At 62.4% G+C, this 22614-nt stretch carries 24 protein-coding genes and 1 pseudogene; 9 read left to right on the top strand and 16 right to left on the bottom strand.

Annotated features, from left to right (window positions below):
• The first annotated feature begins 289 nt into the window (after positions 1 to 289).
• The 7 genes and pseudogenes from DC522_RS26770 (at position 290) to DC522_RS36305 (ending at position 4265) form a co-directional block, all read left to right on the top strand.
• Positions 290 to 703 (top strand): hypothetical protein, encoded by a 414-nt coding sequence (locus DC522_RS26770; RefSeq protein ID WP_116531615.1) that lies wholly within the window; start codon positions 290 to 292, stop codon positions 701 to 703.
• Positions 704 to 1058: 355 nt separating this feature from the next.
• Complete coding sequence (locus DC522_RS26765) at positions 1059 to 1460, top strand: transposase (protein WP_116531614.1); 402 nt, start codon at positions 1059 to 1061, stop codon at positions 1458 to 1460.
• Positions 1457 to 1804 carry an IS66 family insertion sequence element accessory protein TnpB gene (gene tnpB, locus DC522_RS26760; RefSeq protein ID WP_116531613.1) on the top strand — a complete coding sequence of 116 codons (348 nt, stop codon included), beginning with the start codon at positions 1457 to 1459 and terminating at the stop codon, positions 1802 to 1804. Before DC522_RS26765 ends, tnpB begins: the two co-directional genes overlap by 4 nt.
• 63 nt (positions 1805 to 1867) lie before the next feature.
• Positions 1868 to 3451, top strand: coding sequence for an IS66 family transposase (locus tag DC522_RS26755; protein WP_116531612.1), 1584 nt, complete (start codon positions 1868 to 1870; stop codon positions 3449 to 3451).
• Positions 3417 to 3902: pseudogene (locus DC522_RS36315) on the top strand (UPF0149 family protein); the annotation flags it as partial. The gene DC522_RS26755 and the pseudogene DC522_RS36315, both read left to right, overlap by 35 nt.
• Before the next feature lie 35 nt (positions 3903 to 3937).
• Entirely contained in the window at positions 3938 to 4084 is a 147-nt protein-coding gene (locus DC522_RS36310) for an SEC-C metal-binding domain-containing protein (protein ID WP_371680590.1), read from the top strand.
• Between the two features lie 52 nt (positions 4085 to 4136).
• Positions 4137 to 4265, top strand: a complete 129-nt coding sequence (locus DC522_RS36305; RefSeq protein WP_256369923.1) for an SH3 domain-containing protein — start codon at positions 4137 to 4139, stop codon at positions 4263 to 4265.
• A gap of 974 nt (positions 4266 to 5239) precedes the next feature.
• On the opposite strand, the gene DC522_RS26745 is transcribed toward DC522_RS36305, so the two are convergent.
• The gene (locus tag DC522_RS26745; RefSeq protein ID WP_116531611.1) at positions 5240 to 5482 is read right to left on the bottom strand and encodes a hypothetical protein; all 243 of its coding nucleotides are present in this window, start codon (positions 5480 to 5482) and stop codon (positions 5240 to 5242) included.
• 370 nt (positions 5483 to 5852) lie between these two features.
• Positions 5853 to 6173 (bottom strand): hypothetical protein, encoded by a 321-nt coding sequence (locus DC522_RS26740; RefSeq protein WP_116531610.1) that lies wholly within the window; start codon positions 6171 to 6173, stop codon positions 5853 to 5855.
• A gap of 925 nt (positions 6174 to 7098) precedes the next feature.
• On the opposite strand from DC522_RS26740, the gene DC522_RS26735 reads away from it, so the two are divergent.
• Positions 7099 to 7797: an IS6 family transposase gene (locus DC522_RS26735; RefSeq protein ID WP_116531609.1), complete on the top strand. Its 699-nt coding sequence runs from the start codon at positions 7099 to 7101 to the stop codon at positions 7795 to 7797.
• Positions 7798 to 8058: 261 nt separating this feature from the next.
• Here DC522_RS26735 and DC522_RS26730 read toward each other — a convergent pair whose 3' ends face one another.
• From DC522_RS26730 to cbiE, 5 genes are read right to left on the bottom strand one after another with little or no spacing between them, the layout of a single operon-like run.
• Entirely contained in the window at positions 8059 to 9381 is a 1323-nt protein-coding gene (locus tag DC522_RS26730) for a cobyrinate a,c-diamide synthase (protein ID WP_116531608.1), read from the bottom strand.
• Positions 9378 to 10226, bottom strand: a complete 849-nt coding sequence (cobA, locus tag DC522_RS26725; RefSeq protein WP_245444568.1) for a uroporphyrinogen-III C-methyltransferase — start codon at positions 10224 to 10226, stop codon at positions 9378 to 9380. Before cobA ends, DC522_RS26730 begins: the two co-directional genes overlap by 4 nt.
• Positions 10223 to 10996 carry a precorrin-4 C(11)-methyltransferase gene (gene cobM / locus DC522_RS26720; protein WP_116531607.1) on the bottom strand — a complete coding sequence of 258 codons (774 nt, stop codon included), beginning with the start codon at positions 10994 to 10996 and terminating at the stop codon, positions 10223 to 10225. The genes cobA and cobM overlap by 4 nt, the downstream gene beginning before the upstream one ends.
• Positions 10993 to 11379, bottom strand: a complete 387-nt coding sequence (locus DC522_RS26715; protein ID WP_245444566.1) for a cobalamin biosynthesis protein — start codon at positions 11377 to 11379, stop codon at positions 10993 to 10995. Before DC522_RS26715 ends, cobM begins: the two co-directional genes overlap by 4 nt.
• The gene (gene cbiE / locus DC522_RS26710) at positions 11376 to 12629 is read right to left on the bottom strand and encodes a precorrin-6y C5,15-methyltransferase (decarboxylating) subunit CbiE (protein WP_116531606.1); all 1254 of its coding nucleotides are present in this window, start codon (positions 12627 to 12629) and stop codon (positions 11376 to 11378) included. Before cbiE ends, DC522_RS26715 begins: the two co-directional genes overlap by 4 nt.
• Here cbiE and DC522_RS26705 point away from each other — a divergent pair.
• A complete protein-coding gene (locus DC522_RS26705; RefSeq protein WP_116531605.1) occupies positions 12628 to 13380 on the top strand; it encodes a cobalt-precorrin-6A reductase in 753 nt (250 codons plus the stop codon). The genes cbiE and DC522_RS26705 overlap by 2 nt on opposite strands.
• Here the strand turns inward: DC522_RS26705 and cobJ are convergent.
• Genes cobJ through DC522_RS26660 form a run of 9 tightly spaced genes read right to left on the bottom strand, consistent with a single transcriptional unit; the run spans position 13362 to position 22536 of the window.
• Complete coding sequence (gene cobJ / locus DC522_RS26700) at positions 13362 to 14126, bottom strand: precorrin-3B C(17)-methyltransferase (protein WP_116531604.1); 765 nt, start codon at positions 14124 to 14126, stop codon at positions 13362 to 13364. The two genes, DC522_RS26705 and cobJ, sit on opposite strands and share 19 nt — an antisense overlap.
• Positions 14123 to 14863, bottom strand: a complete 741-nt coding sequence (locus DC522_RS26695; RefSeq protein WP_245444564.1) for a precorrin-2 C(20)-methyltransferase — start codon at positions 14861 to 14863, stop codon at positions 14123 to 14125. Before DC522_RS26695 ends, cobJ begins: the two co-directional genes overlap by 4 nt.
• Before the next feature lie 7 nt (positions 14864 to 14870).
• Positions 14871 to 15503 (bottom strand): precorrin-8X methylmutase, encoded by a 633-nt coding sequence (locus DC522_RS26690; protein WP_116531602.1) that lies wholly within the window; start codon positions 15501 to 15503, stop codon positions 14871 to 14873.
• Complete coding sequence (gene cobG, locus DC522_RS26685) at positions 15500 to 16798, bottom strand: precorrin-3B synthase (protein ID WP_116531601.1); 1299 nt, start codon at positions 16796 to 16798, stop codon at positions 15500 to 15502. The genes DC522_RS26690 and cobG overlap by 4 nt, the downstream gene beginning before the upstream one ends.
• Positions 16795 to 20109, bottom strand: a complete 3315-nt coding sequence (cobN, locus tag DC522_RS26680; RefSeq protein WP_116531600.1) for a cobaltochelatase subunit CobN — start codon at positions 20107 to 20109, stop codon at positions 16795 to 16797. The genes cobG and cobN overlap by 4 nt, the downstream gene beginning before the upstream one ends.
• A gap of 1 nt (position 20110) precedes the next feature.
• Positions 20111 to 21148: a cobalamin biosynthesis protein CobW gene (cobW, locus tag DC522_RS26675; protein ID WP_116531599.1), complete on the bottom strand. Its 1038-nt coding sequence runs from the start codon at positions 21146 to 21148 to the stop codon at positions 20111 to 20113.
• A 24-nt stretch (positions 21149 to 21172) separates the two neighbouring features.
• Complete coding sequence (locus DC522_RS26670; RefSeq protein ID WP_116531598.1) at positions 21173 to 21568, bottom strand: DUF1636 domain-containing protein; 396 nt, start codon at positions 21566 to 21568, stop codon at positions 21173 to 21175.
• 3 nt (positions 21569 to 21571) lie between these two features.
• Positions 21572 to 22345 carry a CbtA family protein gene (locus DC522_RS26665; protein ID WP_116531597.1) on the bottom strand — a complete coding sequence of 258 codons (774 nt, stop codon included), beginning with the start codon at positions 22343 to 22345 and terminating at the stop codon, positions 21572 to 21574.
• A gap of 11 nt (positions 22346 to 22356) precedes the next feature.
• Positions 22357 to 22536, bottom strand: a complete 180-nt coding sequence (locus DC522_RS26660; RefSeq protein ID WP_116531596.1) for a CbtB domain-containing protein — start codon at positions 22534 to 22536, stop codon at positions 22357 to 22359.
• Positions 22537 to 22614: the final 78 nt, after the last annotated feature.

Here is a 22614-nt window from a genome sequence, read left to right as displayed (position 1 = left end):
GAGCATAGGAGATGAGTTGCATCCCCCTGCCCTACCATGCATCAGCCCGACCCGTTAGCCGTTCCCGTGACAATGCCGGCCGAACCGTTCTGACCGTTCCTGGGCGGTGGATGGGTCCACTTCCTAACCGAGTTAGATAGTGAAGAGTTACAATTCGCTACGAACCCTAAACCGGGTTCAAGAACGGCTTCCCACACTCTGCCTCACTCTTCTGCAACCCGATTCCGCATTGCTTAATCATTTCTGCACTGTTCCAATCTTACGCTGCACGTGAGGTTTGAGATTGGGATTGAAGATGAAGCGATCAATCATCATTGGGTTGGTGATTGGAGTCTTGTTCGGACTCAATGCGAAGGCCGCCGATATTCGGCACTCTAGGATTTCCGACGATGCTGGCTTCATTGTCGTGGAAGGTACGTTAGAGCAAGGTGATGAGCAGCGGTTTGATGCTGCTGTTCAGCAGTATTCTAAGAGAGCCGTTCTGTTTCAGAGCGAAGGCGGCGCACTCAGTGCTGGAATCCGTATGGGTGAGATCATCCGTATGAAGAATCTCAGCCCAGGGGTAGCGCCTGGAACAATGTGTGCCTCCGCCTGTGCTTTGGCATGGCTCGGCGGCACCAGCGGTTTATGTCATCTACATCGCTTGTGGGCTTCCATGCGGCCTATACAGTTAGGAACGGAACTGCACAGGAGAGTGGTTTAGGCAACGCAGTCGTTGGAGCTTATCTGACCCGGTTAGGGCTTCCTCTGTCGGCGGTTGTCTATATCGCTCAAGCCAGCCCGACTGACATGACTTGGCTGACCCCGGCCGAGGCTCAAAGGTACGGTATCGACCTTCAGGTGCTGGACCTTGGGACAGAGAACCGTATGTCATCTACCGCCCTGTTGCCAAACCATCCTCATTGCAGAATGAGACGTACCATTACGTGACTGGACTTGATCCTAAGGGAGATAACTGGCTGGCGCTCAAAGCCGCCCCGGACCTTCGTAAGCGTCCGGTCTAGGAGGGTTTTCGACGGAGTGCTTCTGGTCCACGTTTCGAAGCTGATTTCGCAGTTATGTTCGAAGTTAGCGACGAAGCGATGGGACGGATGGAGATCATCACAGGTCGGGAGCGCCGGCGGCAGTGGCCGACCGAAGAGAAGCTGCGCATCCTGGAGGAGGCCTCCGCCCCGGATGCCAGTGCAGCCGAAGTCGCTCGCCGGCACGATCTTCTGCCGCAGCAGATTTACACGTGGCGCCGACAGCTGCGGGCTGACCACTCCGTCGCGCACGACACGGTTTCCTTTCTGCCCCTTGACCTGAGGGCCGATGCGGTGGCGCCTGGAAAGCCGGCACCGCGCTCATCAGTGCCAGGCCAGATCGAGATCGGCCTCACCAATGGACGAACACTGCGGATCGACGTTGGTGCAGATGTCGATGTTCTGCGCCGTCTCATCCGGGCGGTGGAGGAAGCATGATTGCGCCAGGCAGCGGCGTGCGGGTGTACCTGGCCTGCGGCGTCACTGACATGCGCAAGGGCGTGTCCGGCCTTGCCGCACTCGCCCAGGAGGTTCTGCGTCAGGATCCCTGCTCAGGGGCAGTGTTCGCCTTTCGCGGCCGGCGCGGCGACCGCATCAAGTTGCTGTTCTGGGATGGCCAGGGGTTTTGTCTCTATTACAAGATCCTGCGGCGTGGTCGCTTTCCCTGGCCCTCGCCGGCGGACGGAACCGCGCGGCTGACATCGGCTCAATTGGCCATGCTGTGGGAGGGAATTGACTGGCGACGTCCCGCTTGGTCCTCGCCACCGTCGCGTGTCGCGTGATGGCCGTGTGAGTCCGACAGGATAGCTATTCTGCTCCAGGCAAATCAGCTAGCCTTGCGGATCATGGTGGCTCTACCTGATCCGCTTCCATCCGAGCCCGATGCGCTCCGTGCGATTATCGCCACGCAGGCCGCCGAACTGGCGGCCAAGGAAGCCGAGCTGCGCTCGGAGCGGACCTTGGTCGAGAAGCTGAAAGCGCAACTGCTGCTGTTGCGCCGGGCGCGGTTTGGAGCCTCCTCCGAGAAGATCGACCGGACCATCGAGCAGCTTGAGCTGGCCTTGGAGGACATCGAAGCCGCCGCGGCGCAGGAGACCGGGCAGGCTCAGCCGGCTGCGAGGCAAGCGGACCGGAGACCGGCGCGCCTGCCGCTGCCAGACCATCTGCCGCGCGAGGACGTGGTCCATGCCGCCCGCTGCGTCTGCCCCCTGTGCGGCAGCGACCGGCTGCGCAAATCGGGCGAGACGGTCACCGAGGTTCTCGATTATGTGCCGGCGTCCTTCCGCGTGGTGCGTCACATTCAGCCGCATCATCGGTGCATGACTTGTGACGCAGTGGTCGCGGCCAGTATGCCCTCGCTGCCCATCGAGCGCGGCAAACCCGGGCCAGGGCTGGTCGCGCATGTGCTGGTCGCCAAGTTCTGCGATCACCTGCCGCTGTACCGGCAGTCGGAGATTTATGCCCGTGAGGGCGTCGAGATTGCGCGCTCGACCATGGCCGACTGGATGGGACGCGCGGCATGGCTGATGGAGCCGTTGGTTGCAGCGGTTCGCGCCCATGTCTTTGCCGGCATGCGCCTGCATGGCGATGACACACCGGTTCCCGTTCTGGAGCCTGGACGGGGCCAGACCAAGCAGGGACGGCTGTGGACCTATGTCCGCGATGAGCGCCCCTGGCAGAGTCTTACGCCTCCGGCCGTGTGCTATCTCTACAGCCGCGATCGCAAGGCCATGCACCCGCAGGCGCATCTGAAGGGCTTCTCCGGCGTTCTGCACGCCGATGCCTATGCGGGCTTCAAGGACCTGTACCGGACCCGAGCGCCGGACGGACGAAGTGCGATTGTGGAGGCCGCCTGTTGGGCCCATGCTCGGCGCAAGTTCTTCGAGCTGACGGTCAGCGGAGCGGCCCCGATTGCCGAGGAAGTGCTCCGTCGCATCGGGGAGTTTTATGACATCGAGGCGTCCATTCGCGGATCACCCCCGGAGGCGCGGCACCAGGTGCGTCAGGAGCAGGCGAGGCCGAAGGTCGAGGCGCTGCGACAATGGCTCGAGCGGGAGCTGGCGCGTCTGCCTGGAAAGAGCACCACAGCACAGGCAATCCGCTATGCTCTGTCGCGCTGGACGGCCCTGTGCCGCTATCTCGATGACGGCACACTCGAGATCGACAACAAGGCCGCCGAGCGCTCCATTCGCCCTGTTGCTCTTGGACGGAAGAACTGGCTGTTTGCGGGGTCGGACGCCGGCGGAGAACGAGCTGCGGCCATTCTGTCGCTGATTGAAACCGCCAAATTGAATGGCCTTGATCCGGAGGCTTGGCTGCGCGACGTTCTGGCCCGGATCGCGGATCATCCGATCAACCGCGTCAGTGACCTGCTGCCCTGGAATTGGACGCCGCATGCAGAACATCCCACGCCGTCTGAAGCTGCTTGAGAAGAAGCTGGCCAGTTTGCCGATCGACAGTGACGCGATGCTCGTGAGTGAGCTCGACGGCTTTCTCGCAGGGATTCTTGTTTGCCCAGACCTGATCATGCCGGGCGAGTGGTTGCCGCTGGTCTGGGGCAGTGATGAGGACGAAGCTCCTGTCTTCGAGAATGCCCGACAGGCCGAGCAACTCGTCGGGCTGGTGATGGAGCACTACAACGCCACAGCCAACGATCTGCATTCGGGTTGCTATGCGCCCGTATTCGAAGTCGATGCCCGGCACGATGAAACGCTTTGGGAGCTTTGGATCGAAGGGTTTGAGACCGCGATGCAGCTTCGCCCAGACAGCTGGGCGGACATTCTCAAGGGCGACGAGAAGGCGCGCATGGCCCTGACCGGTCTTGTCATGCTCATCGATATTGCTCACGCTGAAAGCGATCTGGCCGAGCAAGAGGTCCAGGAGCTGACCGAAAAGGCGCCTGATCTCATACCCGCTTGGATCGAGATCCTCAATGCTTGGCGGGTCAGCCAGCATCTTGCCAGCCAGTTACGCCGAAACCGACCTTTGGCAAGGTCGGCCGCAACGATCCATGCCCGTGCGGCTCCGGTAAAAAATACAAAAAGTGCTGTGGTCTCAACTAACCGTCAGGGGCACCGGACGCTTACGGACCTTCGATCAGTGCGGTTGCTAAAGATGCCTCCTGAAACACTTATGAAGGTTCTGGATCGTAAAGGGACATGGCTGCGTGTAAGACTACAGGACGGCACCGAAGGCTGGGCCGCTTCCCGATATGTTGCTTGCTGCCGTCGCAGTCCGAACTGAACGGAATATTAGGAGCAGTCATGAAGGGCGTCTTGTCTAGTGGGAGGGGAATTGGACCTCTTCTCTAGTACAGGTTCTCTAGTACAGGTGGAAACTGGTCTTCCCCCAATTCACGGTCTGCCCGTCAGCCCTCATTGCTGCACAGACCACAGCCTTTCTCTGGAGGCCATCCATAGGGACACCTGTACCCCTTCAGTCTATTGAACTGAGAACGCCAGTGGGTAGTTAGCTTAACGCCTAGTGATGCAAGCCTGCCCCCCAGCCCACTAGGCACCTTACTTGGCCCCAAGTGAGAGCCTCAGGTCCGATCCCTGGGGCTCTTTGCTTTGGGGAGGTGAGTGTCACTGACAGGCTTTCTTGGTCGGATGGGTGCAAGTACCTCCCAAGCCAAGATCGCCGCCAGTGACGTGACGGCGACACTGGAAAGGGCCATCCAGAGGTGAGGAGAACGACCCTTCATCGAGAGCCGCTCCTTGGAAATCCTGGAGAACTGGAGTGAACTCAGAAGCCCTGTTCAGAGTTGATCCTATGCCTAGCATCCTCCACGGGCTACATGTCAGCTAGGCGGGATTAAGCGGAGAGCCTCAGGTACTCCCTTGCCTGGGGCTCTTTCCATGAGGTCAGTCCCGCTTCTTCAGCCAATCCCAGATTCACCCGTCTCCCGGCGTCCATACGCACTGCCAAGCGCCCTTCCAGGAAGCGAGAAGATCCAGCCTGTCTCAAGTGAATGAGAATGAGCTAAGGGTAATCGTGAATTCCATGATGTGCCCCATAGGTTGTTTGGATGTTTGTTGTTGAACAACGTCATAATACAGCCACGTTTCGCGGTAGCTTGGCAACACATTGTTTGACGAGTTTACTATCCACCTCTGCACATATTCTCACGTAATCGTTCATCGATGCAGAGGTGGATACTTTTGCTTGCCTGATATTCTTCACGAAAAACTCTGTGTGATTCTAAAGACCAGCAGCAGCTACGATTGAACAAGCCTCTCGATCACCAATGACAATCCTGCTCTGAGGACCGTCTCACCAGACTCATTCCTGACCGCAACAACGAAGTCACGGCGGTCACTATCGGGGAGCGCGTCCTGTGCCATATCAGGTAAGCAACGAGCCGCTTGATCCTCCGCTTCCTTGAGGCCGCCTAGTTCCAGGCCCTCTTGGTCGGGGATGAACGTCTCGCCGTCATAGGTGTCAAAGAAGAAGCGCGGCATGGGATCACAACATTCGAGGTAGATGAATGTTGCAGCCTCGGTGCCAGATGTCGGTCTGTGGGTTGTGGCTCAGGGTTGTTCCGTGACGTCACGGACATGAGAAAGGCGACCCTCCATCGAGAGCCGCCCCCTGGACCAGAACATCAACCTGACGCAGCTTCGCAATGATCTCTTCCGGGGTGTGCTTCTTCTTCGGCATGCGCGCCTCCTTTGCGGTCCAAACTCACTTGAGCGTCGGATCCCGTCAAAGGGGGCAGACCACTCGGCGCAGTTAAAGCTACGCTTGCAGTCTCACAGATCCGCGCCTTGGTCTCCACCTCTGTGGGCTGGAATAGAGATTATCAGAGGGAAGGGCGCTGCATCGGACGCCTCACTCATCCTCGTCCGCAACGGAGCGCCATGCTGCGACCTCCTCTGCGGTAGCCTCTCTTCTGCTGAGTAGTTCAGCAAGTCGGCGTACCGGAAATGGGATGCTCTCCCGAACTGTGCGGATGAAGCTGTCCTGATCTTCCTCCAACAGACAAATCGTCAGCATGTCAGGCTGCTCTGGATCGTATTCGATATCGAAAGAACAAAAAGGATGCGGTCTCCCATCCTCATTCGCCGCTGGAATGTTCAGCGATACGACGCGATCATCAGGACCAGAAAAGCCGAACCGCACCTCACGGACCGGAAGGTCGATTATCTTCATATCTTAAGCCTTCAACTATGAAGCAAGGAGTTTTGCTGATGGTGGGAGTGTATGCTGTTGCGCCTTCTCGCTTTGTGGCGAAAAGAGGCCATGCCATCAAAATTGCACAGTTGGCTGAGCAGTAAAAGGCACTGTTTCAATAATTTTAAAGGCTGATCTTCAAACGTCGTAAAGATCTTTCTATGATTTGCATCATTGAGCACTGAGCGTTTGAAGCAGACCGCTCACATTCCTAGAGTGGATTGTTTCCCTATGTTCGGGATCCGAGGATCATATCATTCCACATTAGCCGTCTTACGAAGCTTGTTCATTCCCGCGATGAACCAAGAGCCTGACAACGCTCTCATCAGGCTCCAATCTTGCACATTAAGCAGCGATCCTCGCTAGCTTCTCAGCCGCCATTTCTGGTTTTAGGTGGCCTGACGGCTCAACATCCGTGATCTTGATGGCAGCTGGTAGAAGCTCGGATCGGATTCCACGACGGCTTCTCACCCTCTGCCTCACACAGAGAAGAATGATTTATGTGAAGGCGGAGCTTCTAAAGCTGTCATACCTGACACTTGGGTACGCATCAGGAGCCAGGCGTGTTTCGCTTCAATCGAATATTGCTTGCGATGGTGATCTTGGTCTTAGCCGCTGACCTGGCATTGGCTCATAGCTGGTAGCCCTGGTCCTGTTGTAGTGATCGTGATTGCCGCGAACTTGCCGAGGACAAGAGTGAAGTTGTCACTGAGACAGCCACGGGATGGCGGCTGTGGGACGGGCGCTTGGTTGATCGGACAATCACAAAGGTGTCACCGAATGGCAGGTTTCATCTGTGTGAGATACGCAAGACCATAGTTTGCTTCTTCGCGCCGGCTCTGTCGCAAACCTTTTGTTTCAGAGTTTTAGCTACTGCTCTCCCGGCTTAGAGACGGAGGGGGCCGTGTTCAAGGGCAGGCATTTTGATCGATCAGTAATCCTACTCTGCGTGCGCTGGTATCTGGCCTATAACCTGAGCCTCCGGAATTTAGAGGAGATGATGGCCGAGCGCGGCATCTCCGTCGATCACGCGACCGTCCACCGCTGGACTGTGCATTATGCTCCGCTCTTGCTGGAGCAATTTAACCGGCGCAAGCGCCCGGTCACCAGCAAATGGCACATGGACGAAACATACATCAAGGTCCGCGGGCGATGGATGTACCTTTACCGCGCCATTGACAGCAATGGCGACACGGTCGAGTTCTGGTTCAGCGAGCGCCGCAATCTGGCAGCCGCTAAGCGCTTCCTCTCCCGAGCGCTGAAGCGGCACGGCCGGCCCGAGCGGATCGTGATCGATGGCAGCCCGACGAACTGGGAAGTGATCCTCTCCTGCGATACTGCCGATCGGCTCCAGGATAGAACACGGCGTGATCTGAAGCCCATTCGCATCCGGCAAAGTGCCTACTTGAACAATCGGATCGAGCAAGATCATCGGGCTATCAAGCGGCGGATCCTGCCGATGCTCGGGTTCAAGTCTTTGAGCAGCGCTCGCGTGATCTTAGGCGGGATCGAAATGGTTCACATGATGCGGAAAGGACAGGCGAAGTACGCCCGCAATCTGCAGTCGCCACTCGCGGAGCAATTTGATCTGCTCGCCGCATGAGCTCTCCACAAGCACCTGATCCACTCTCATCTCTGATCCGGATTTGCGACAGAACCTTAAGTCTGAGGCACGGTCTGCTGCACTCAACGCCCGCCCGCCTTCGCAATACGACCCTCGTGCGGCTCACGATCAATGCCTGCTTTTGTTGTACATGGCTGACCTCGCGCTGCTCCGCAGCGCGGGCAACGAACATTGAAAGGGCGCGTGAAGGTCACCTTATCCTTCGCAAGCTCTCCCGACGCGTCGTTGGATGAACGATGCTCATTCGCGTGCGATGGCATGGAAGAAGCTACCTGTCACGAATCCTCTGCGGTGGCCCGCGGCTCCCAGATGAGTCCCCTCGGCATCCATGATGGTGGCAAAGGCCACATCCGGAGAGTTGTCGCTTTGTGTGACCGAGGCATAGTGAAACTCGTGTCCGACGAGACGGGTGCCTGCCGGCCCCAATACTCCATTGTGGAGCAGATGCGCGACCCGATAGCCGAGATGCATCTTGAGTTTGGCATAGCTCGTCTCGACTGGCAGCAGCCCCGCCATGGGATGCACTTGGCCGCTTCCATCCTCAAGCGTGTCACCCAGGACCATGTATCCTCCGCACTCTCCATGGACCGGGCGCTGCTTGGAGAAGCTGCGCAGGCCTTGGAGAAAGCGACGCGCGTTGGCGATGTGTCCTGCGTGAAGCTCCGGATAACCTCCCGGAAGCCAGCATGTATCGCAATCCGGCGGCGGAGGTTCGTCTGCGAGCGGAGAGAAGGTCACGATCTCCGCTCCCGCCGCTCGCCAGCCTGCGAGCACATGAGGATAGATGAATGAAAAGGCTCGATCCGATGCAAGCGCGATGCGCTGCCCGGGTGGTGATAAAGCTCGTACGGCGGTGTCTTTGCCGATGAGGGTAGGGCGGCTCAGCGCCACGAGACGGTCGATGTTGATTGCGTTTTCCACCGCATCGGCCAGCAGTTCCAGCCGCTGATCGAGTTCATCCGTCTCGCCAGCCTGCACGAGGCCGAGATGGCGCTCGGGCAGGATCAGAGTGTCGGTCCGCATGAGCGCACCAAGCACGGGCATGCCGATGCGCGCCATGCCGTCCTCGACGAGCCTGCAATGGCGCTCGCTCGCCACCTTGTTCAGCACCACGCCGGCAAGTGTGATCCTCGGATCGAATTGTACGCAGCCGAGCGCGACCGCTGCGGCGGATTGTGCGTGCCCGGAGACATCGAGCACGAGAACCACCGGCCAGCCGAGCAAGGCTGCGATATCGGCACTGGCCCCTGTGCGGCCGATCTCCTGACGCACTCCATCGAAAAGCCCCATCGAGCCTTCCGCGATGATGAACTCCGCGGCGGAGGCGGCCTCGCTGGCAAGAGCCCTCAGCAGGGGCGTGCTCATGGCGAAGCTGTCCAGGTTGTAGCTCGGTGCACGGGTGGCTTCTGCATGGAAGGCCGGATCGATGTAATCCGGGCCGCATTTCATGCCGCGCACACGCAGGCCACGCCGCGCCAGCGCTCTTTGAAGCCCCAGCGTGATCGTCGTCTTACCGGACCCCGAGCGGGGTGCTGCGATGAGAATGCCAGGAGCAGAGGTCACTGAGTCGCCTCGCTGCCGAACTCCAGGAGATGGTTGGCGATGGTCGAGCGAAAGGCTGCGATCGCTCCGATGGCGATGATCGCGGGAGAGCGGATTATGCCTTTTTCGGCAAGACCGGGAAGACTCTCAAGCGTCGCCTCCACCACACTTTCCCGGGATCTCGTGGCCTCATGGACGGCAAGCGCAGGCGTGTCGCCGGCGAGCCCGCCCTCCATCAGAGAGCCTACGATGGATGAAATGCTTGAAACGGCCATGTAGAGAACGATCGGAGCGCCGGTGCGGGCCAGAGAGGCCCAGTCTATTTCCTCGCCAGGCGCCGGATGACCGGTTGCGAGAATGACGGCGTGGTTGGATTTACGGAAGGTGGCCGGAACACCATGAATGGCCAGCGATGCGAGGCCGCTCGACACGCCTGGAATGATGCGGAACGAGACGCCGGCTTCAGCAAGCGCCAGCGCCTCTTCACCCCCTCGTCCGAAGATGAAGGGGTCGCCGCCTTTCAGCCGCAGTACGCGATGTCCTTCGCGGGCAAGCTGGATCAGCCGTTCGCAGATATCCCGCTGAACCGCTGAGGGCTTGCCTCCTCGCTTGCCTGCGAATTCGAGCACGGCACCTGCGCGGGCAAACGACAGGATATCCGGCCCAACGAGCGCGTCGTAGACAATGACATCCGCCGTCGCGAGGGCGTTGAGGGCATGGATCGTCAACAGGCCCGGATCGCCCGGACCAGCCCCGACGAGCCAAACGGTGCCGGGAGCAAACGACGGTGTGACACGGGACAAGCGCGCCATGCGCATTTCCGCGTCCTCGCCTGATCCAAGGTTGACGGGCGGCATGTGCTTCATCGGCTGCCCTCTTGCAAGCTGGGACGGAAGCGCCGGTCGTAATCCGTCGAGTAGAGTGCGCTGCCCCGGAAATCCTTTGCCTCAAGTGTACGGCCAACCAGGATCAGTGCCGTTCGCTCCAGCTTTTCGGCTCGTACCATGGAGACAATGGTTCCGAGGGTGCCTTTCAGGACCCGCTCATCGGGCCAGGATGCGCGCCAGATCACCGCTGCGGGACAATCGGAGCCGTATGCCGGCAACAGATCCTCGACAACCTGCTCGATCACGTGGATCGACAGATGGATCGCGAGGGTCGTCTTCGTCTGGGCGAATACTGTGAGACGCTCCGTCTCCGGCATAGCCGACGCCCGACCCGAGGTGCGTGTGAGAACCACCGACTGGCCGACCTCAGGCACTGTCAGCTCTCTCCCAAGCGCCGCCGCCGCTGCCGCAAAGGCCGGAACGCCGGGCGTGGTCGTATAGGGAATGCCGAGCGCATCGAGACGGCGGATCTGCTCGCCCATGGCACTCCAGATCGAGAGGTCGCCCGAATGCAGGCGCGCGACGTCCTCGCCACGCTCATGCGCTCGCACATATTCGGCCGTGATGGCATCGAGATCGAGCGGTGCCGTGTCGACGAGGCGTGTACCGGGCGGGCACCAGGAGAGGATTTCCGGCGGCACGATGGAGCCGGCATAAAGGCAGACCGGGGAGCGCTCGACGAGCGTGCGCCCGCGGACGGTGATCAGGTCAGCGGCTCCGGGGCCGGCCCCGATGAAATGAACGGTCATGAACGTATCTCCCGTCGCGCCAGGGCGCAGGTGGCGGAGGCTGAGGCGATGCGCTCCAGGATGAGTTCCGATTGCGGCCCTCCCGCCGCAAGCGCTGCGGCTTCCGCGACCGATCCAACCCCGTGCGCTACCATGGAGCGCGCCGAGTGTGTGCTCCCGCGCGGCGCTGCCGCAATCAGGACCTGTTCTGCAACAGAGATGGGTGTGACGGCAAGACGGCGAGCCGCTTCACTGAAGGCGGAAAGAGCAGCGAGCGCTTCGACCGTCGCGAGCTGATCCAAGGCTTCTCTCGCCACGGCGGCGCGGGCGAGGGCTTGCTCCACGAGCGCCACAATCTCGTCCGCATCGACGTTACGCCTGAATCCTACGCCGGCCACAATCATGGTTTCGTCACCACCCATTGCGTGACGGGCATGGCCGTCCGCCAGCCATGCATGCCGCCGACGCGGTCCAGGCGTGAGAGCGCCAAGCGCCGCATGAGGCCGCCATGACGAGCATGGAGGGTGCCGAGCAGTGTCTCGGTCTCCATGGTCACTGCATTGACGACGAGGCGGCCGCCGGGCTTAAGCGCCATCCAGGCCGTGTCGAAGACTCCGGGTTCGGACGCGCCGCCGCCGATGAACACCGCGTCCGGAGAGGGCAGGCCCGAGAGCGCTTCAGGAGCACAACCGAGCTTGATATCCAGGGCCGTCGCGCCAAGTTCCGCTGCGTTGCGACGCGCCCGGTCGGCCCTGTCCTCGCGCTCTTCGATGCCGATGCAGCGGTTTCGTGGATGGCGCAGGCACCACTCGATGCCGACCGAACCCGCGCCTGCGCCGATGTCCCACAGCAGCTCGCCTGCTCGCGGTGCGAGCACCGCCAGCGTCAGCGCGCGGATTTCCGCTTTCGTGAGCTGACCGTCATTCTCGAACCATGTATCGGGAAGGCCCGGCGCAAGGGGGATCATGCGGGCATCGTCCGCCGCAGCAACCTCGATGGCGACCGTGTTGAGCGGGTCGATTTCCGCGATGTCGAATTCGGCGGCTGCCTTGGATCGGATGCGCTCGCGCGATCCGCCCATGGCTTCGAGCACGGTGATCGTCGAAGCGCTTAAACCTCGTGCCGTCAGCAGTTCCGCGAGCCTGCCCGGCGTGGAGCCATCCCACGACAGGGCGATGATGCGCGCGCCCGGCTGCAAATAGGACACGATCCGTTCGATTGCCCTGCCATGAAGACTCACGCAGTCGCAATCAGGCAACGACCAGCCCAGACGCGCGGCAGCGAGGCTGAAGGCGGAGGGCTGCGGGAAGCTGATGATTTCCCCGGCCGGGATGAAGCGGGCGAGTTCGGCGCCGATGCCGTAATGGAAGGGATCGCCTGTCGCGAGCACGCATGTGGGCTGGCCCCGTCGCTCCAGAACCATCTTGTACCCGTCCGAAAAGGGACTTGGCCAAGCGAGCGTGCGCGCGGACAGGGGAGCGGCAAGGTCGAGATGGCGCGCACCGCCGATCACGAGCTCCGCCCCGTCGAGAGCAGTGAGAGCCGCCGCCGACAGGCCTGCCCGTCCATCCTCGCCGATGCCGATGATGGTCAGCCAGGGGCAGCGCGGTGGAGCGCTCGACTCGGGCTCAGAATTCGGAGAAAAGGAGCTCATGCGCATTCTCATTCTGGGCGGTACCACCGAAGCCTCCGCGCTCGCGGCGCGGCTTGTGGGCCGGTCCGGCTTCAGCCCTCTCTTGTCCCTCGCCGGCCGCACCCGCGACCCGCGTCCCCTGCCGATTCCAACGCACATCGGCGGCTTCGGCGGCGTGGAGGGGCTCACCCGCTTCCTGCATGACGAGCATATCGAAGCGGTGGTCGATGCGACGCATCCATTCGCTGCCATCATGTCCCGCAATGCCGCTGAAGCCTGCGCGAAGGCCGGAGTGCCGCTTGTCGCATTGCGCCGTCCACCTTGGACGCAGCAGGAGGGCGACCGCTGGATTAATGTGCTGTCCATGGAAGCGGCAGTTGGCGCTCTCGGAGACGCGCCTCGCCGTGTCTTTCTCACCATCGGCCGTCTCGAGCTTCCGCACTTCGCGGCTGCGCCACAGCACACTTACCTGGTTCGCACGATCGAGCCTGTCGGCGATGCGCTGCCGGTTCCGAATGTCATCGCCATTCGCGACCGTGCGCCCTTCGACGAGGCTGCGGAGCGCGCGCTCATGGAACGCGAACGGGTCGATGTGCTGGTGACGAAGAACTCCGGCGGCGCCGCGACCTATCCGAAGATTGCGGCCGCGCGCGCTCTGGGCCTGCCGGTCATCGTCGTGGCACGGCCCGCGATGCCTCAAGACATCGAGGAGGTCACGACCGCCGACGCGGCGCTCGACTGGCTCGAACGGCATCACGCGCGCGCTCCGTAGAATCGAGGCGTGTACACGTAGGGCGTATCGCTATTGCTCTTCTCAATCCGCCGCGTCGTACTGGCGCCGATGATCACCACGGTGGACATGTCGGCAAGGGAAGCCTCGACCTCGCAGAGCGGCAGGATCCTGATGCCCTCATCGGGACGCCCCACCGCGCGGGCGAGAATGATCGGTGTGTCGGGACCTCGCGTATCAGCAACGATCTTCAGCGCAGCGCCGAGCTGCCAGGGCCGTGCGGAGGAGATCGGGTTGTAGAGTGCCACCACAAAATCGGCCTCGACCGCTACCCTTAAGCGTTTCTCCACGATCGCCCAAGGCTTGAGATTGTCGGAGAGCGACATGGCGCAGAAGTCACCGCCCAGCGGCGCGCCCACCCGGGCGGCGGCGGCGAGCATGGCCGTGATGCCGGGCTCCACGCGGATGTCGAGGCTGCGCCACGCGGGATTGCCCGTCTCAAGCGCTTCGAACACCGCCGCTGCCATCGCAAACACGCCGGGATCGCCGCCGGAAACCACGGCGACGCGGGCCCCGTTTGCTGCAAGATCAAGGGCAAAGCGCGCGCGATCGAGTTCGACGCGATTGTCGGAGACATGGCGGCGCTGACCGGGCTGTTCCGGCACGCGGCCGACATAGGGGCCATAGCCGACGAGATCCGTCGCCGAGGCGAGTGCCTCGGAGGCCGCTGGCGTCAGCCAGCGCGGATCACCGGGGCCAAGACCGATGATGGTGATTTGGCCCGTCATACGCGCCTCCCTTGTCCTGGCACGATGATGAGCGAGAAGTACGGAGCCTCCATGGTGTCCGGCAGATCGTGGAGCGGAATGATCTGCTCCTCGGCCATCGTGGCGCGCTCCACATAGATCGCACGTTCCAGAAGCCCTGCGGAGGCCAGCGCCCTGCGCACCTTCGGCAGGTTGCGCCCCAGCTTCATCACCACGGCGGCGTCGGTACCGGAGAGGCGTCGCGTCAACTCGGTCTCCGGCAGCGTTCCAGGCACCACGGTGAGCACGTCATCGCCCCAGGTGATCGGCGCGCCAGCACGGGTCCACGCGCCCGACATGCCGGAGACGGCGGGCACGACTTCGGTCGGCACCTTGTCCTTGAGACGCCACCAGAGATGCATGAAGGAGCCGTAGAAGAAGGGATCGCCCTCGCACAGCAGCGCGACGGTGCGGCCAGCCTCGGTCTCCGCAAGAAGCTGTGCTGCCGCAGCCTCGTAGAAGGGTTTGAGCGTCGCGGCATAATCTGGGTGGTCGGCCGGGATCTCCGTCGTCACCGGATACACGAGAGCGATCTCCCGCTCCGGTTCCGCACCGACGATGGCGTCCGCGATGGTACGGGCATTGCCCCGTTTGCCGCGCTTGCAGAAATGAGCCAGCCGGTCGGCGGTCTCGAGCACCTTGCGGGCGCGCACCGTCATGTAGTCCGGATGGCCGGGGCCGAGCCCGAGGCCAAAGAAGCGAATGGCGGTCTGGGTCATGCCTGTCTCACTCGACGGGATTGGCGAGGGCATTGACCGCTGCAGCCGCCATCGCGCTGCCACCACGCCGTCCATGGACGACGAGGTACGGGACGCGGCCATCCCGGGCCAGTGCATCCTTGGATTCCGCCGCGCCAATGAAGCCGACGGGAATGCCGATTACCGCCGCAGGCTTCGGCGCACCGGCATCGAGCATGTCGAGGAGATGGAAGAGGGCCGTGGGCGCGTTGCCGACAACCACGAGAGAGCCCTCGAGATGCTCTCGCCACAACGCCATGGCCGCCGCCGAGCGGGTGTTGCCGAGTTCGGCGGCCATCGCGGGCACGCGCGGATCGTCGAGGGTGCAGATGACCGCATTATCCGCAGGCAACCGGGAACGGGTGATGCCGTTCGCCACCATCTTGGCGTCGCACAGGATCGGCGCGCTGCGCTTGAGAGCGTCTTCTGCCTTTTCAGCGAAGTCGGATGACAGATCGACATCGGCGGGCAGGTCGGTCATGCCGCAGGCATGGATCATGCGCACGACAACGCGCTCGGCCGTGCCGGAAAAGCGGGACAGGTCCGCCTCGCTGCGGATGATCGCAAACGAGCGGCGATAGATCTCCGCTCCCTCGCGGATGTAGTCGCGGACGTTGCTCATCGTGCGCTCTCCGCAAAGGCGCAGCGCAGGTCGTCCAAGGTATTCAAGGGCAATAAACGCGTCATGAGATTGTCGATGGAAAGGTGAAGGCAGGTGGCGTCCTGCGTGGAGCCGTTCGGAATCACGTCATAGCGGCCATCGTCGCGGCCGACCAGCGTGAGGTCTGCTTGGCTCGGATGGGCGCAGCCCTTTCGGCAGCCTGAGACGTGAAGGGTCGCGCCTTGAGACAGCAGAGGACCGCAGGCGCTTGCGATCCGCAAGGCGTTGACAGGGGCGGGCGTCAAGGCGCTGGCGCAGTCAGGCTTGCCAGGACAGGCAAGCAGCGACAGGCGAGGGTCCTGAGCTTCGGTGATGAAGCCGGGGCGGCGAGCTTCATCGAGAAATGTGACAAGATGACTTTCTGCTAGTCCCGGCAGCAGAATTCCTCGCGTGAATGACAGGCGGACTTCTCCCATGCCGAAACGCTCGCTCCATGCAGCGGCCTGCTCCAGCTGCGCGCTTCCACAGCGGCCGAAAGGAAGGGCGAGAAGAAAGGCCTTACCGCCCTTGGCATGCAGGATGCCGGCCCGTGGTGCCGGAGGACGCACGCAGAGAGGGGAGGTCGGTTCGAGCGCTGCGGCATCCGCGAGCTCTCGAACAAGATCCCGCTCGAGATCGCGCAGCCGCCGGGCTTCCGTCCGCCCTGCCTTTTTCATCCTGGCATAGCCCGAAAGGATGTCAGCGACTGCCTCTGGCACACGGGCAAGGGCAGTCGCTCCGATCCACTGCAAACCGTCGGACGATGGAACGCCGAAGGCAATCATATTGCTCTCGTTCACAGGCAGCAGGTGTATATCGGCCCCGATGGCGTCGAGCGGCATGGAACCGCCGCCATCGACGGCTACGACAAACTTTGCGGACAGACCGTCTATAGCGTGAGCCTTATCCTCGATGGCTCGTGCCAAGACGAAGGTATCGAAACGATCGAGCGGATCGATCCCTGCAAGTGGCGAGGTCACGGTAAGGCGGTTTGGGCCGTCGCCCTCCAGCTCGACTAAGCCTTCGCGCTCGAGGAGCGCCAGCAATGCGGGATAGGTCTCGTCGCGCACGCCGCGGATTTGCAGATTGCCGCGCCCCGTGATGTCGAGATGGCCATTGCCGTGTTTGCGTGCGGCATCTGCGACAAGGCGTGCCTGATCCACTGAGAGCCGACCGCCAAGAGGATGAAGGCGCACGAGCAGACCGTCGCCGGTCGCCATCGGGCGGCGCACACCCGGGCACCAGCCTCTGCGCATGAGCGTGCTCACGGCTGTCACTCCGTCACCTCCTGCCGATCATCATCTAGCAAGGCTGCCACGGAATTAAGGCGGCTCTTCCACAGGCCCCGCTGCCTTGCCTCGGCGAGACGATCCCGAATAGCTTGCGCGGCAGCAGGATTCGCAGCGTCGACCCGCTCGCGAACGGATTGATCCGCAATGAGGGCGTTGAACAGGAGATCGAACGCCGCATTCGAGACTACGCGGGTCGTTGCCGCGAAAGCGTAAAGCGCGTCCACCCCCTGCGCGATCTCGGCAGCACCGCGCCAGCCGTGGCGGAGTTGGCCCTCGATCCAGCGTGGATTCGTCAGGCGGCCGCGTACGAGGCGATCCACATCCTCCTGCAGGGTGCGGGCCTTCGGGTTCTGCGGACGGCTTGTGTCGAGGCTGTAGAGGGCAGGAGAGGAGCCAAGAGCCTCTGCTGCCGCTGCGAAACCGCCGATGACGTCGGCGGCGGAGTCGCCTTCCAGAATGTCGCGCTCAGCCACATCGCTCATATGCACGAAGGCTTCGGCCTGCTGGACGCGTTGCGGAAAACTCTCATCCGCGTTGCTTGTCCCGGACGCACCGAAGGCATGAGAGGTGCCTTCAAGATAGGTGCGGCCGAGATCGTTTCGCATGCTCCATTCACCGTCTAACACTTGAGCGGATACGCCGGTACCGTAGACACCAGGGGCCGATCCGAACACGCGGGAGAGCGTTTCGCCACGCCGACGAGCAGCGGCGAGTTCGTTCCATTCGTCATCCTCGTCGAGCGCAGCCACGGCGCGGACTGCCTGATCGAGGAGCGCGATCTGATTGGGGAACGTATCCCGGAATGCGCCGGAGACACGAACCGTGACATCCGCACGGGGACGGTCGAGCAGAGGCTGCGGCACGATCTCGAAGCCAGTCACACGGGTGGAGGCATGATCCCACGTGGGGCGCACGCCCATGAGCGCGAGCGCATGGGCAATGTCCTCGCCGCCGGAGCGCAGTGTCGGCGAAGCCCACAGGTCCATCACGATCCGGCGCGGCCAGTCGCCTTCCTCCTGCAAATGGCGGCGCACCACTTCTGCCGCAGCGCGCCAGCCGAGTTCGGTAGCTGCACGCGTTGGAATGGCGCGCGGATCGAGCGTCGCAAGATTGCGACCGGTGGGCAGAACCTCCGTCTGCCCGCGCGAGGGCGATCCCGCCGGACCGGGAATGACGAAACGGCCATCGAGCGCCTTCAACAGACGTTCCCGTTCGCCGATGCTGCACGCTTCAAAGCCGTTGGGCGCATGTCCGAAGACGTGAAGGCCTTCGCGGATCGTCACCTCGCCAAGATCGCAGAGATGAGCATCGAGGCGCGTCAGGGCCTCGTCCATGGGCATGGCGTCATCGACGCCGCACGCAGCGGCAAGTCCGCTGGCGCGTGCACGTTCCAGGATCTCGTCCGCCACGAGTTTGGCCCGCCCTGGATGAAGCACCTGAGCGGAGGAAAACTCTTCTACCAATTCGCGCAGCGCTGCCGCTTCACCGTGCAAACCTGCTTCGCCAGTCTGCGGCGTGAGATGTCCGATCGTGACTGCACTGATCCGACGCTTGGCGGGCGCTGCTTCTCCGGGATCATCGACGATGAAGGGATAGACAACAGGAACAGAGCCGATTGCGAGACGCGGCCAGCAAGTGGAGGAGAGTGCGACTGCCTTGCCGGGCAGCCATTCGATGGTGCCGTGCGTTCCCAGATGCAGGAGCGCGTGAATGTTCTCCAAACGTCGCAAGCCGACATAGAAGGCGAGATATCCATGGCTCGGAGGGCAATCGGGATCGTGATAGAAGCCTTTGCGGTCTTTACCGTGGCCTCGGTCCGGCTGAAGGGCGATGAGGATATGGCCGGCACGCACTGCGCGAAAACGGAAGACATTTCCTTTCAGGGCCGGATCGCTTTCAGGATCACCCCAGCGCTGGGAGATCGCCGATCGCTGCTCCGCAGACATGGTATCGAGCCACGCGTGATAGGCGGCAAGCGGAACCTCGAACGCATATTCGCCTTCGGTCAGGCGCGTCATCAGATCGTCTAAGGTGAAGCCCCGCTGCGCATCATACCCGGCCTCCTGCAGCAGGTCCAGGATCGCGCAGGCGCTCGCCGGTGTATCAAGCCCCACCGCAAAGCCGGCCCGGCCGCCGCGCGCCGGGTAATCGGAGAGAACGAGCGCCAGCCGCCGCTCAGGACGCGGCGTTCTGGCGAGGCGCACCCATGCGACGGAGATGTCCGCAACCGTATCGATGCTGGCCCCATCCGGTTCTTGTATGCGATGGGAGAAGCTCAGGATGGGATCCGCGGACTGCTCAGCCTTGAACGAGATGGGACCCGCCGCGATGCGGCCATCGAACTCGGGCAGGGCAACCTGCATGGCGAGATCCGCAGCGGAGAGACCACGCGGAGAGGCTTCCCAAGCCTCCTTCGCGCTCCCGACAGGAGTCGCCTGAAGGATCGGACAATCGGCCTCGTCGAGCACGAAACTGGCGTCGTCGCGCGCTGAGAACGCCGTCGTCGTGACAATCACATCCGGTCGGCGAACCTGGATCACATGGCGCACGAAGGAAACAGCCTCCAGATCCTTCAGGCTTGAGACCGCGAGCACGAGCGGAGCGATGCCGCGCATGCGAAGGGCTGCTGATAGAGCCTCAATGGCCCACGTATCGCCTGAAAGAACAGACGAGCGGTAAATGAGAATATGCGCGAGGGGGTGTTGATCAGAGCACCGGGCGAGCAACCTCTCGAACTCCGCGATCCCATCCTCCGGAGTCCATGCAAAGGCGCGAGGAATGGCTTGCGGCGCCTCCACGATCGAGCTCCTGTCGCCGATCTCGTGGCCGATGCGCGTGAGCAGGCGGCTCATGTTGTCGATGCCACCAGCTCGAAAATACCCTTCCAGCTCGTCACAGAGAGCAGGGGAAACGGTGGCATAGGCGGCAAGCCGAGGATCGGGCCGGTCATCGCCCGGTATTACGGCGAGCTTCACGTCTGCCCTGCGGCAGGTTTCCGCCAATCGCTCCAGTCCGTAGTGCCAATAATCGCGCCCGCCGAGGCAGCGCACGAGGACGAAGCGCGCCTTCGCGGCGGTCTTGTCAATATAGAGGTCGACCGAAAGAGGATGGCGCAGGCGGCGGAGCGAAGCCAGGCGGAGCGATGGTCCATCCGGCTTACGTTGTTGAGCGGCCGCCAGCGCACCGAGGTCACTGTCCGCGAAGGACAGGACCACGATGTCCCCCGGGGACTGCTGGAGGTCGATGGCCTCCGAGCCTTTGTCGAGGGATACCGTCGTGACCGGAAGAAGGTGCATCTCACCCGTTGCGCAGAGCGGACTCGACGGCCTTCACGTCGAAGCCTTTGAGGCCGATCACCACCATGCGTCCATCCCGCGCCTCGCCCGCCTTCCAGGGACGATCGAAGTGATGCGCGACACGCTGGCCGACGCCTTGTACGACGAGGCGCATCGGCTTGCCGTCAACTGGCGCGAAGCCCTTGATACGCAGCACGCCCGCCGCCTCCGCTGCGCGCTCGACACGGGCGACCAGCGCTTCCGGCGAGGCGACCGGATCGACCGGGATCGCGATGCTCTCGAAATCATCATGGTCGTGGTCCTCGGCCGTCTCGTGATGAGAGGGGCGCGCGTCCAGATCCGTTTCGGCGGCAGCGCCGAGGCCGAGCAGCACTTTCGGGTCGACCTTGCCGTGGGCAGTTTCGATCACCTTCACGGCACGCGGCAGATACTCGTTGATCTCAGCGAGAACCTTCGACTTGTCACCGGATGCCATCTGGTCCGTCTTGTTGAGCAGGATCAGGTCCGCGCAGAGCAACTGGTCCTCGAAGACCTCCTCGAGCGGGTTCTCGTGATCAACAGACGAGTCTGCAGCGCGCTGAGCTTCCAGCGCATCCGGGTCTTCGGCAAAGGCACCGGAGGCGACGGCAGGGCCGTCCACCACGGCGATCACGCCGTCGACCGTGACGCGGGAGCGGATGTCCGGCCAATTGAAGGCCCGCACCAGCGGCTTCGGCAGGGCGAGCCCTGAAGTTTCAATGAGGATGTGCTCGGGCGGGTTCGGCCGGTTGAGCAGCGTGTTCAGGGCCGGCACGAAATCATCTGCCACCGTGCAGCACAGACAGCCATTCGGCAGCTCGACGATGTCTTCCTGCGTGCAGCCTTCGATGCCGCAGCCTTCGATGAAAGAGCCATCGAAGCCGAGATCGCCGAACTCGTTGACGAGAACGGCGAGACGACGACCACCGGCATTCTCCAGCAGGTGACGCACCAGAGTGGTTTTGCCCGCGCCAAGAAAGCCGGTGATGATGGTGCAGGGGATCTTGGTGAGATCGCTCATGAGGTGAGCCTTTCGGCAGCTTTCTCAAGCCGCGCTGCTTGTTTTGAACGGGGGAATGCGGGCGACCACGCCCTTGCGGAACGCTTCAGGCCGCTCGCGCCAGGGCACGAGGCCATCCGAGGTGGCGGCATAGCGGCGAAGCCCGTCGAGGATCGTTTCAACCGATGTCTCGGCGTTCAGATCGCCATAGATGTAGGTCCAGCGCCCCGGACCCGAGACTGCGATCGTGCAGGGACGCTTGCACACCGACAGGCATTCGACCGCCTCCACCCGCACCTCAGGCGCGCCGAGCTGAGCAAGCGCCTCCGTCAGGGCTCGGTGAAGAATCGCACCGGGCCGGAGCGCCTTGTCATCCGGGCCACCTGCCTCGCGGCAAGTGACGCAAACATGGAGGCAGATCTCTGCAGGGGTTGACGTCATGGACTAAACGGCCTTGCGTCGGCTTGTGACGCGAGCCGCCTGAGACAGGAGCTCTGACGTCGTGCCGTCTTCCTGTCGCGTCCAGTACCAGCCGAGGCCAATTCCAAGGGTTGCCCAGAAAGCGAATGCAACAGCAAGCGAGCGGGCTGCAAATTGTGCGGCAAGGACAGCCGGAACGTCACTTGATGCCGCATCCGCATGGGGCGCCCCGATCACGTGAGGAAGCCCGATGGCGAGCAGACCAAGGGCAACAGCCGCATGATGACGCACCGCCGTGATCAGATACAAACCAAGTCCGGTCCCGAGGACGGTGCAGACCCACCAGATTTGCCGTCCGGCGAGATGCCCGCCTCCCATTCCAGGAAGTTCTGGAGGTAATCCGACAGCGGGAGCGAGATTGACCGCAAGAAAGCCGCCGATAGCCCATCGCACAGCCGTCTGCAGGCCGATCTCTCGGCCCGCTGCAATGATCAGAGCCGCAAGGATCGCGGCATAGCCGACACCGCTGACCAATGTGGCAAGAGCCGTGAATGCCGCTCGCGAAAAGCCCTCACTCGGCTCCCACGCGTCCTCAGCCCCAGCGCCAGGTGAGGCATGATGCTCATGGGGCGAATTCAGGCTGCCGTGTCCAGCGCCATGCGCCTCGGGCGAGGCCACCTTTTCATAGGTCTCGGCCTGTAGGATGAGGGGAGAGGTCAGGAAGGTTTGAAGGGTTGCGGCCACGCAAGCAGCCAGAAACCCAGCGACCAAGGCCGCTTTCAGCACCCGCACGATCATGGGAGCCACTGTCAGTGGCAGGGAAAGTTATGCGAGTGGCGCCAGTCATGCGCCGCATTGTGCAGCGCTTCAGGCGAGGCGAGGCCCGAAATGAAAACGAGTGCGAGGCCGAAGGTTGCCGCTGCGAAAATGGCCACGAGGCGCTGAGACGAAGTGGCGACGTAAGCCTGCTGCTTGATCAGGGTCGACATTGATACCTCTTGGCCACCCCTCCGGCGGCATTTGGGTTGCACGATGACGGCAGGTCTCCTGGCTCACGGGTCGATGCT

This window comes from Microvirga sp. KLBC 81, from assembly GCF_003075415.1.
Lineage (GTDB): Bacteria > Pseudomonadota > Alphaproteobacteria > Rhizobiales > Beijerinckiaceae > Microvirga.
The sequence above is the reverse complement of the archived record's forward strand: the minus strand, read 5'-3'. Positions and strand labels throughout refer to the sequence as shown.

Excerpts from the sequence above, each read along its gene's own strand:
- DC522_RS26765 (WP_116531614.1), top strand. The coding sequence starts at position 1,059 with ATGTTCGAAGTTAGCGACGAAGCGATGGGACGGATGGAGATCATCACA.
- tnpB (WP_116531613.1), top strand. The coding sequence starts at position 1,457 with ATGATTGCGCCAGGCAGCGGCGTGCGGGTGTACCTGGCCTGCGGCGTC.
- DC522_RS26755 (WP_116531612.1), top strand. The coding sequence starts at position 1,868 with ATGGTGGCTCTACCTGATCCGCTTCCATCCGAGCCCGATGCGCTCCGT.
- DC522_RS36305 (WP_256369923.1), top strand. The coding sequence starts at position 4,137 with ATGCCTCCTGAAACACTTATGAAGGTTCTGGATCGTAAAGGGACATGG.
- DC522_RS26745 (WP_116531611.1), bottom strand. The coding sequence starts at position 5,482 with ATGCCGCGCTTCTTCTTTGACACCTATGACGGCGAGACGTTCATCCCC.
- DC522_RS26740 (WP_116531610.1), bottom strand. The coding sequence starts at position 6,173 with ATGAAGATAATCGACCTTCCGGTCCGTGAGGTGCGGTTCGGCTTTTCT.
- cobA (WP_245444568.1), bottom strand. The coding sequence starts at position 10,226 with ATGAAGCACATGCCGCCCGTCAACCTTGGATCAGGCGAGGACGCGGAA.
- cobM (WP_116531607.1), bottom strand. The coding sequence starts at position 10,996 with ATGACCGTTCATTTCATCGGGGCCGGCCCCGGAGCCGCTGACCTGATC.
- DC522_RS26715 (WP_245444566.1), bottom strand. The coding sequence starts at position 11,379 with ATGATTGTGGCCGGCGTAGGATTCAGGCGTAACGTCGATGCGGACGAG.
- DC522_RS26705 (WP_116531605.1), top strand. The coding sequence starts at position 12,628 with ATGCGCATTCTCATTCTGGGCGGTACCACCGAAGCCTCCGCGCTCGCG.
- cbiE (WP_116531606.1), bottom strand. The coding sequence starts at position 12,629 with ATGAGCTCCTTTTCTCCGAATTCTGAGCCCGAGTCGAGCGCTCCACCG.
- cobJ (WP_116531604.1), bottom strand. The coding sequence starts at position 14,126 with ATGACGGGCCAAATCACCATCATCGGTCTTGGCCCCGGTGATCCGCGC.
- DC522_RS26695 (WP_245444564.1), bottom strand. The coding sequence starts at position 14,863 with ATGACCCAGACCGCCATTCGCTTCTTTGGCCTCGGGCTCGGCCCCGGC.
- DC522_RS26690 (WP_116531602.1), bottom strand. The coding sequence starts at position 15,503 with ATGAGCAACGTCCGCGACTACATCCGCGAGGGAGCGGAGATCTATCGC.
- cobN (WP_116531600.1), bottom strand. The coding sequence starts at position 20,109 with ATGCACCTTCTTCCGGTCACGACGGTATCCCTCGACAAAGGCTCGGAG.
- cobW (WP_116531599.1), bottom strand. The coding sequence starts at position 21,148 with ATGAGCGATCTCACCAAGATCCCCTGCACCATCATCACCGGCTTTCTT.
- DC522_RS26670 (WP_116531598.1), bottom strand. The coding sequence starts at position 21,568 with ATGACGTCAACCCCTGCAGAGATCTGCCTCCATGTTTGCGTCACTTGC.
- DC522_RS26665 (WP_116531597.1), bottom strand. The coding sequence starts at position 22,345 with ATGATCGTGCGGGTGCTGAAAGCGGCCTTGGTCGCTGGGTTTCTGGCT.
- DC522_RS26660 (WP_116531596.1), bottom strand. The coding sequence starts at position 22,536 with ATGTCGACCCTGATCAAGCAGCAGGCTTACGTCGCCACTTCGTCTCAG.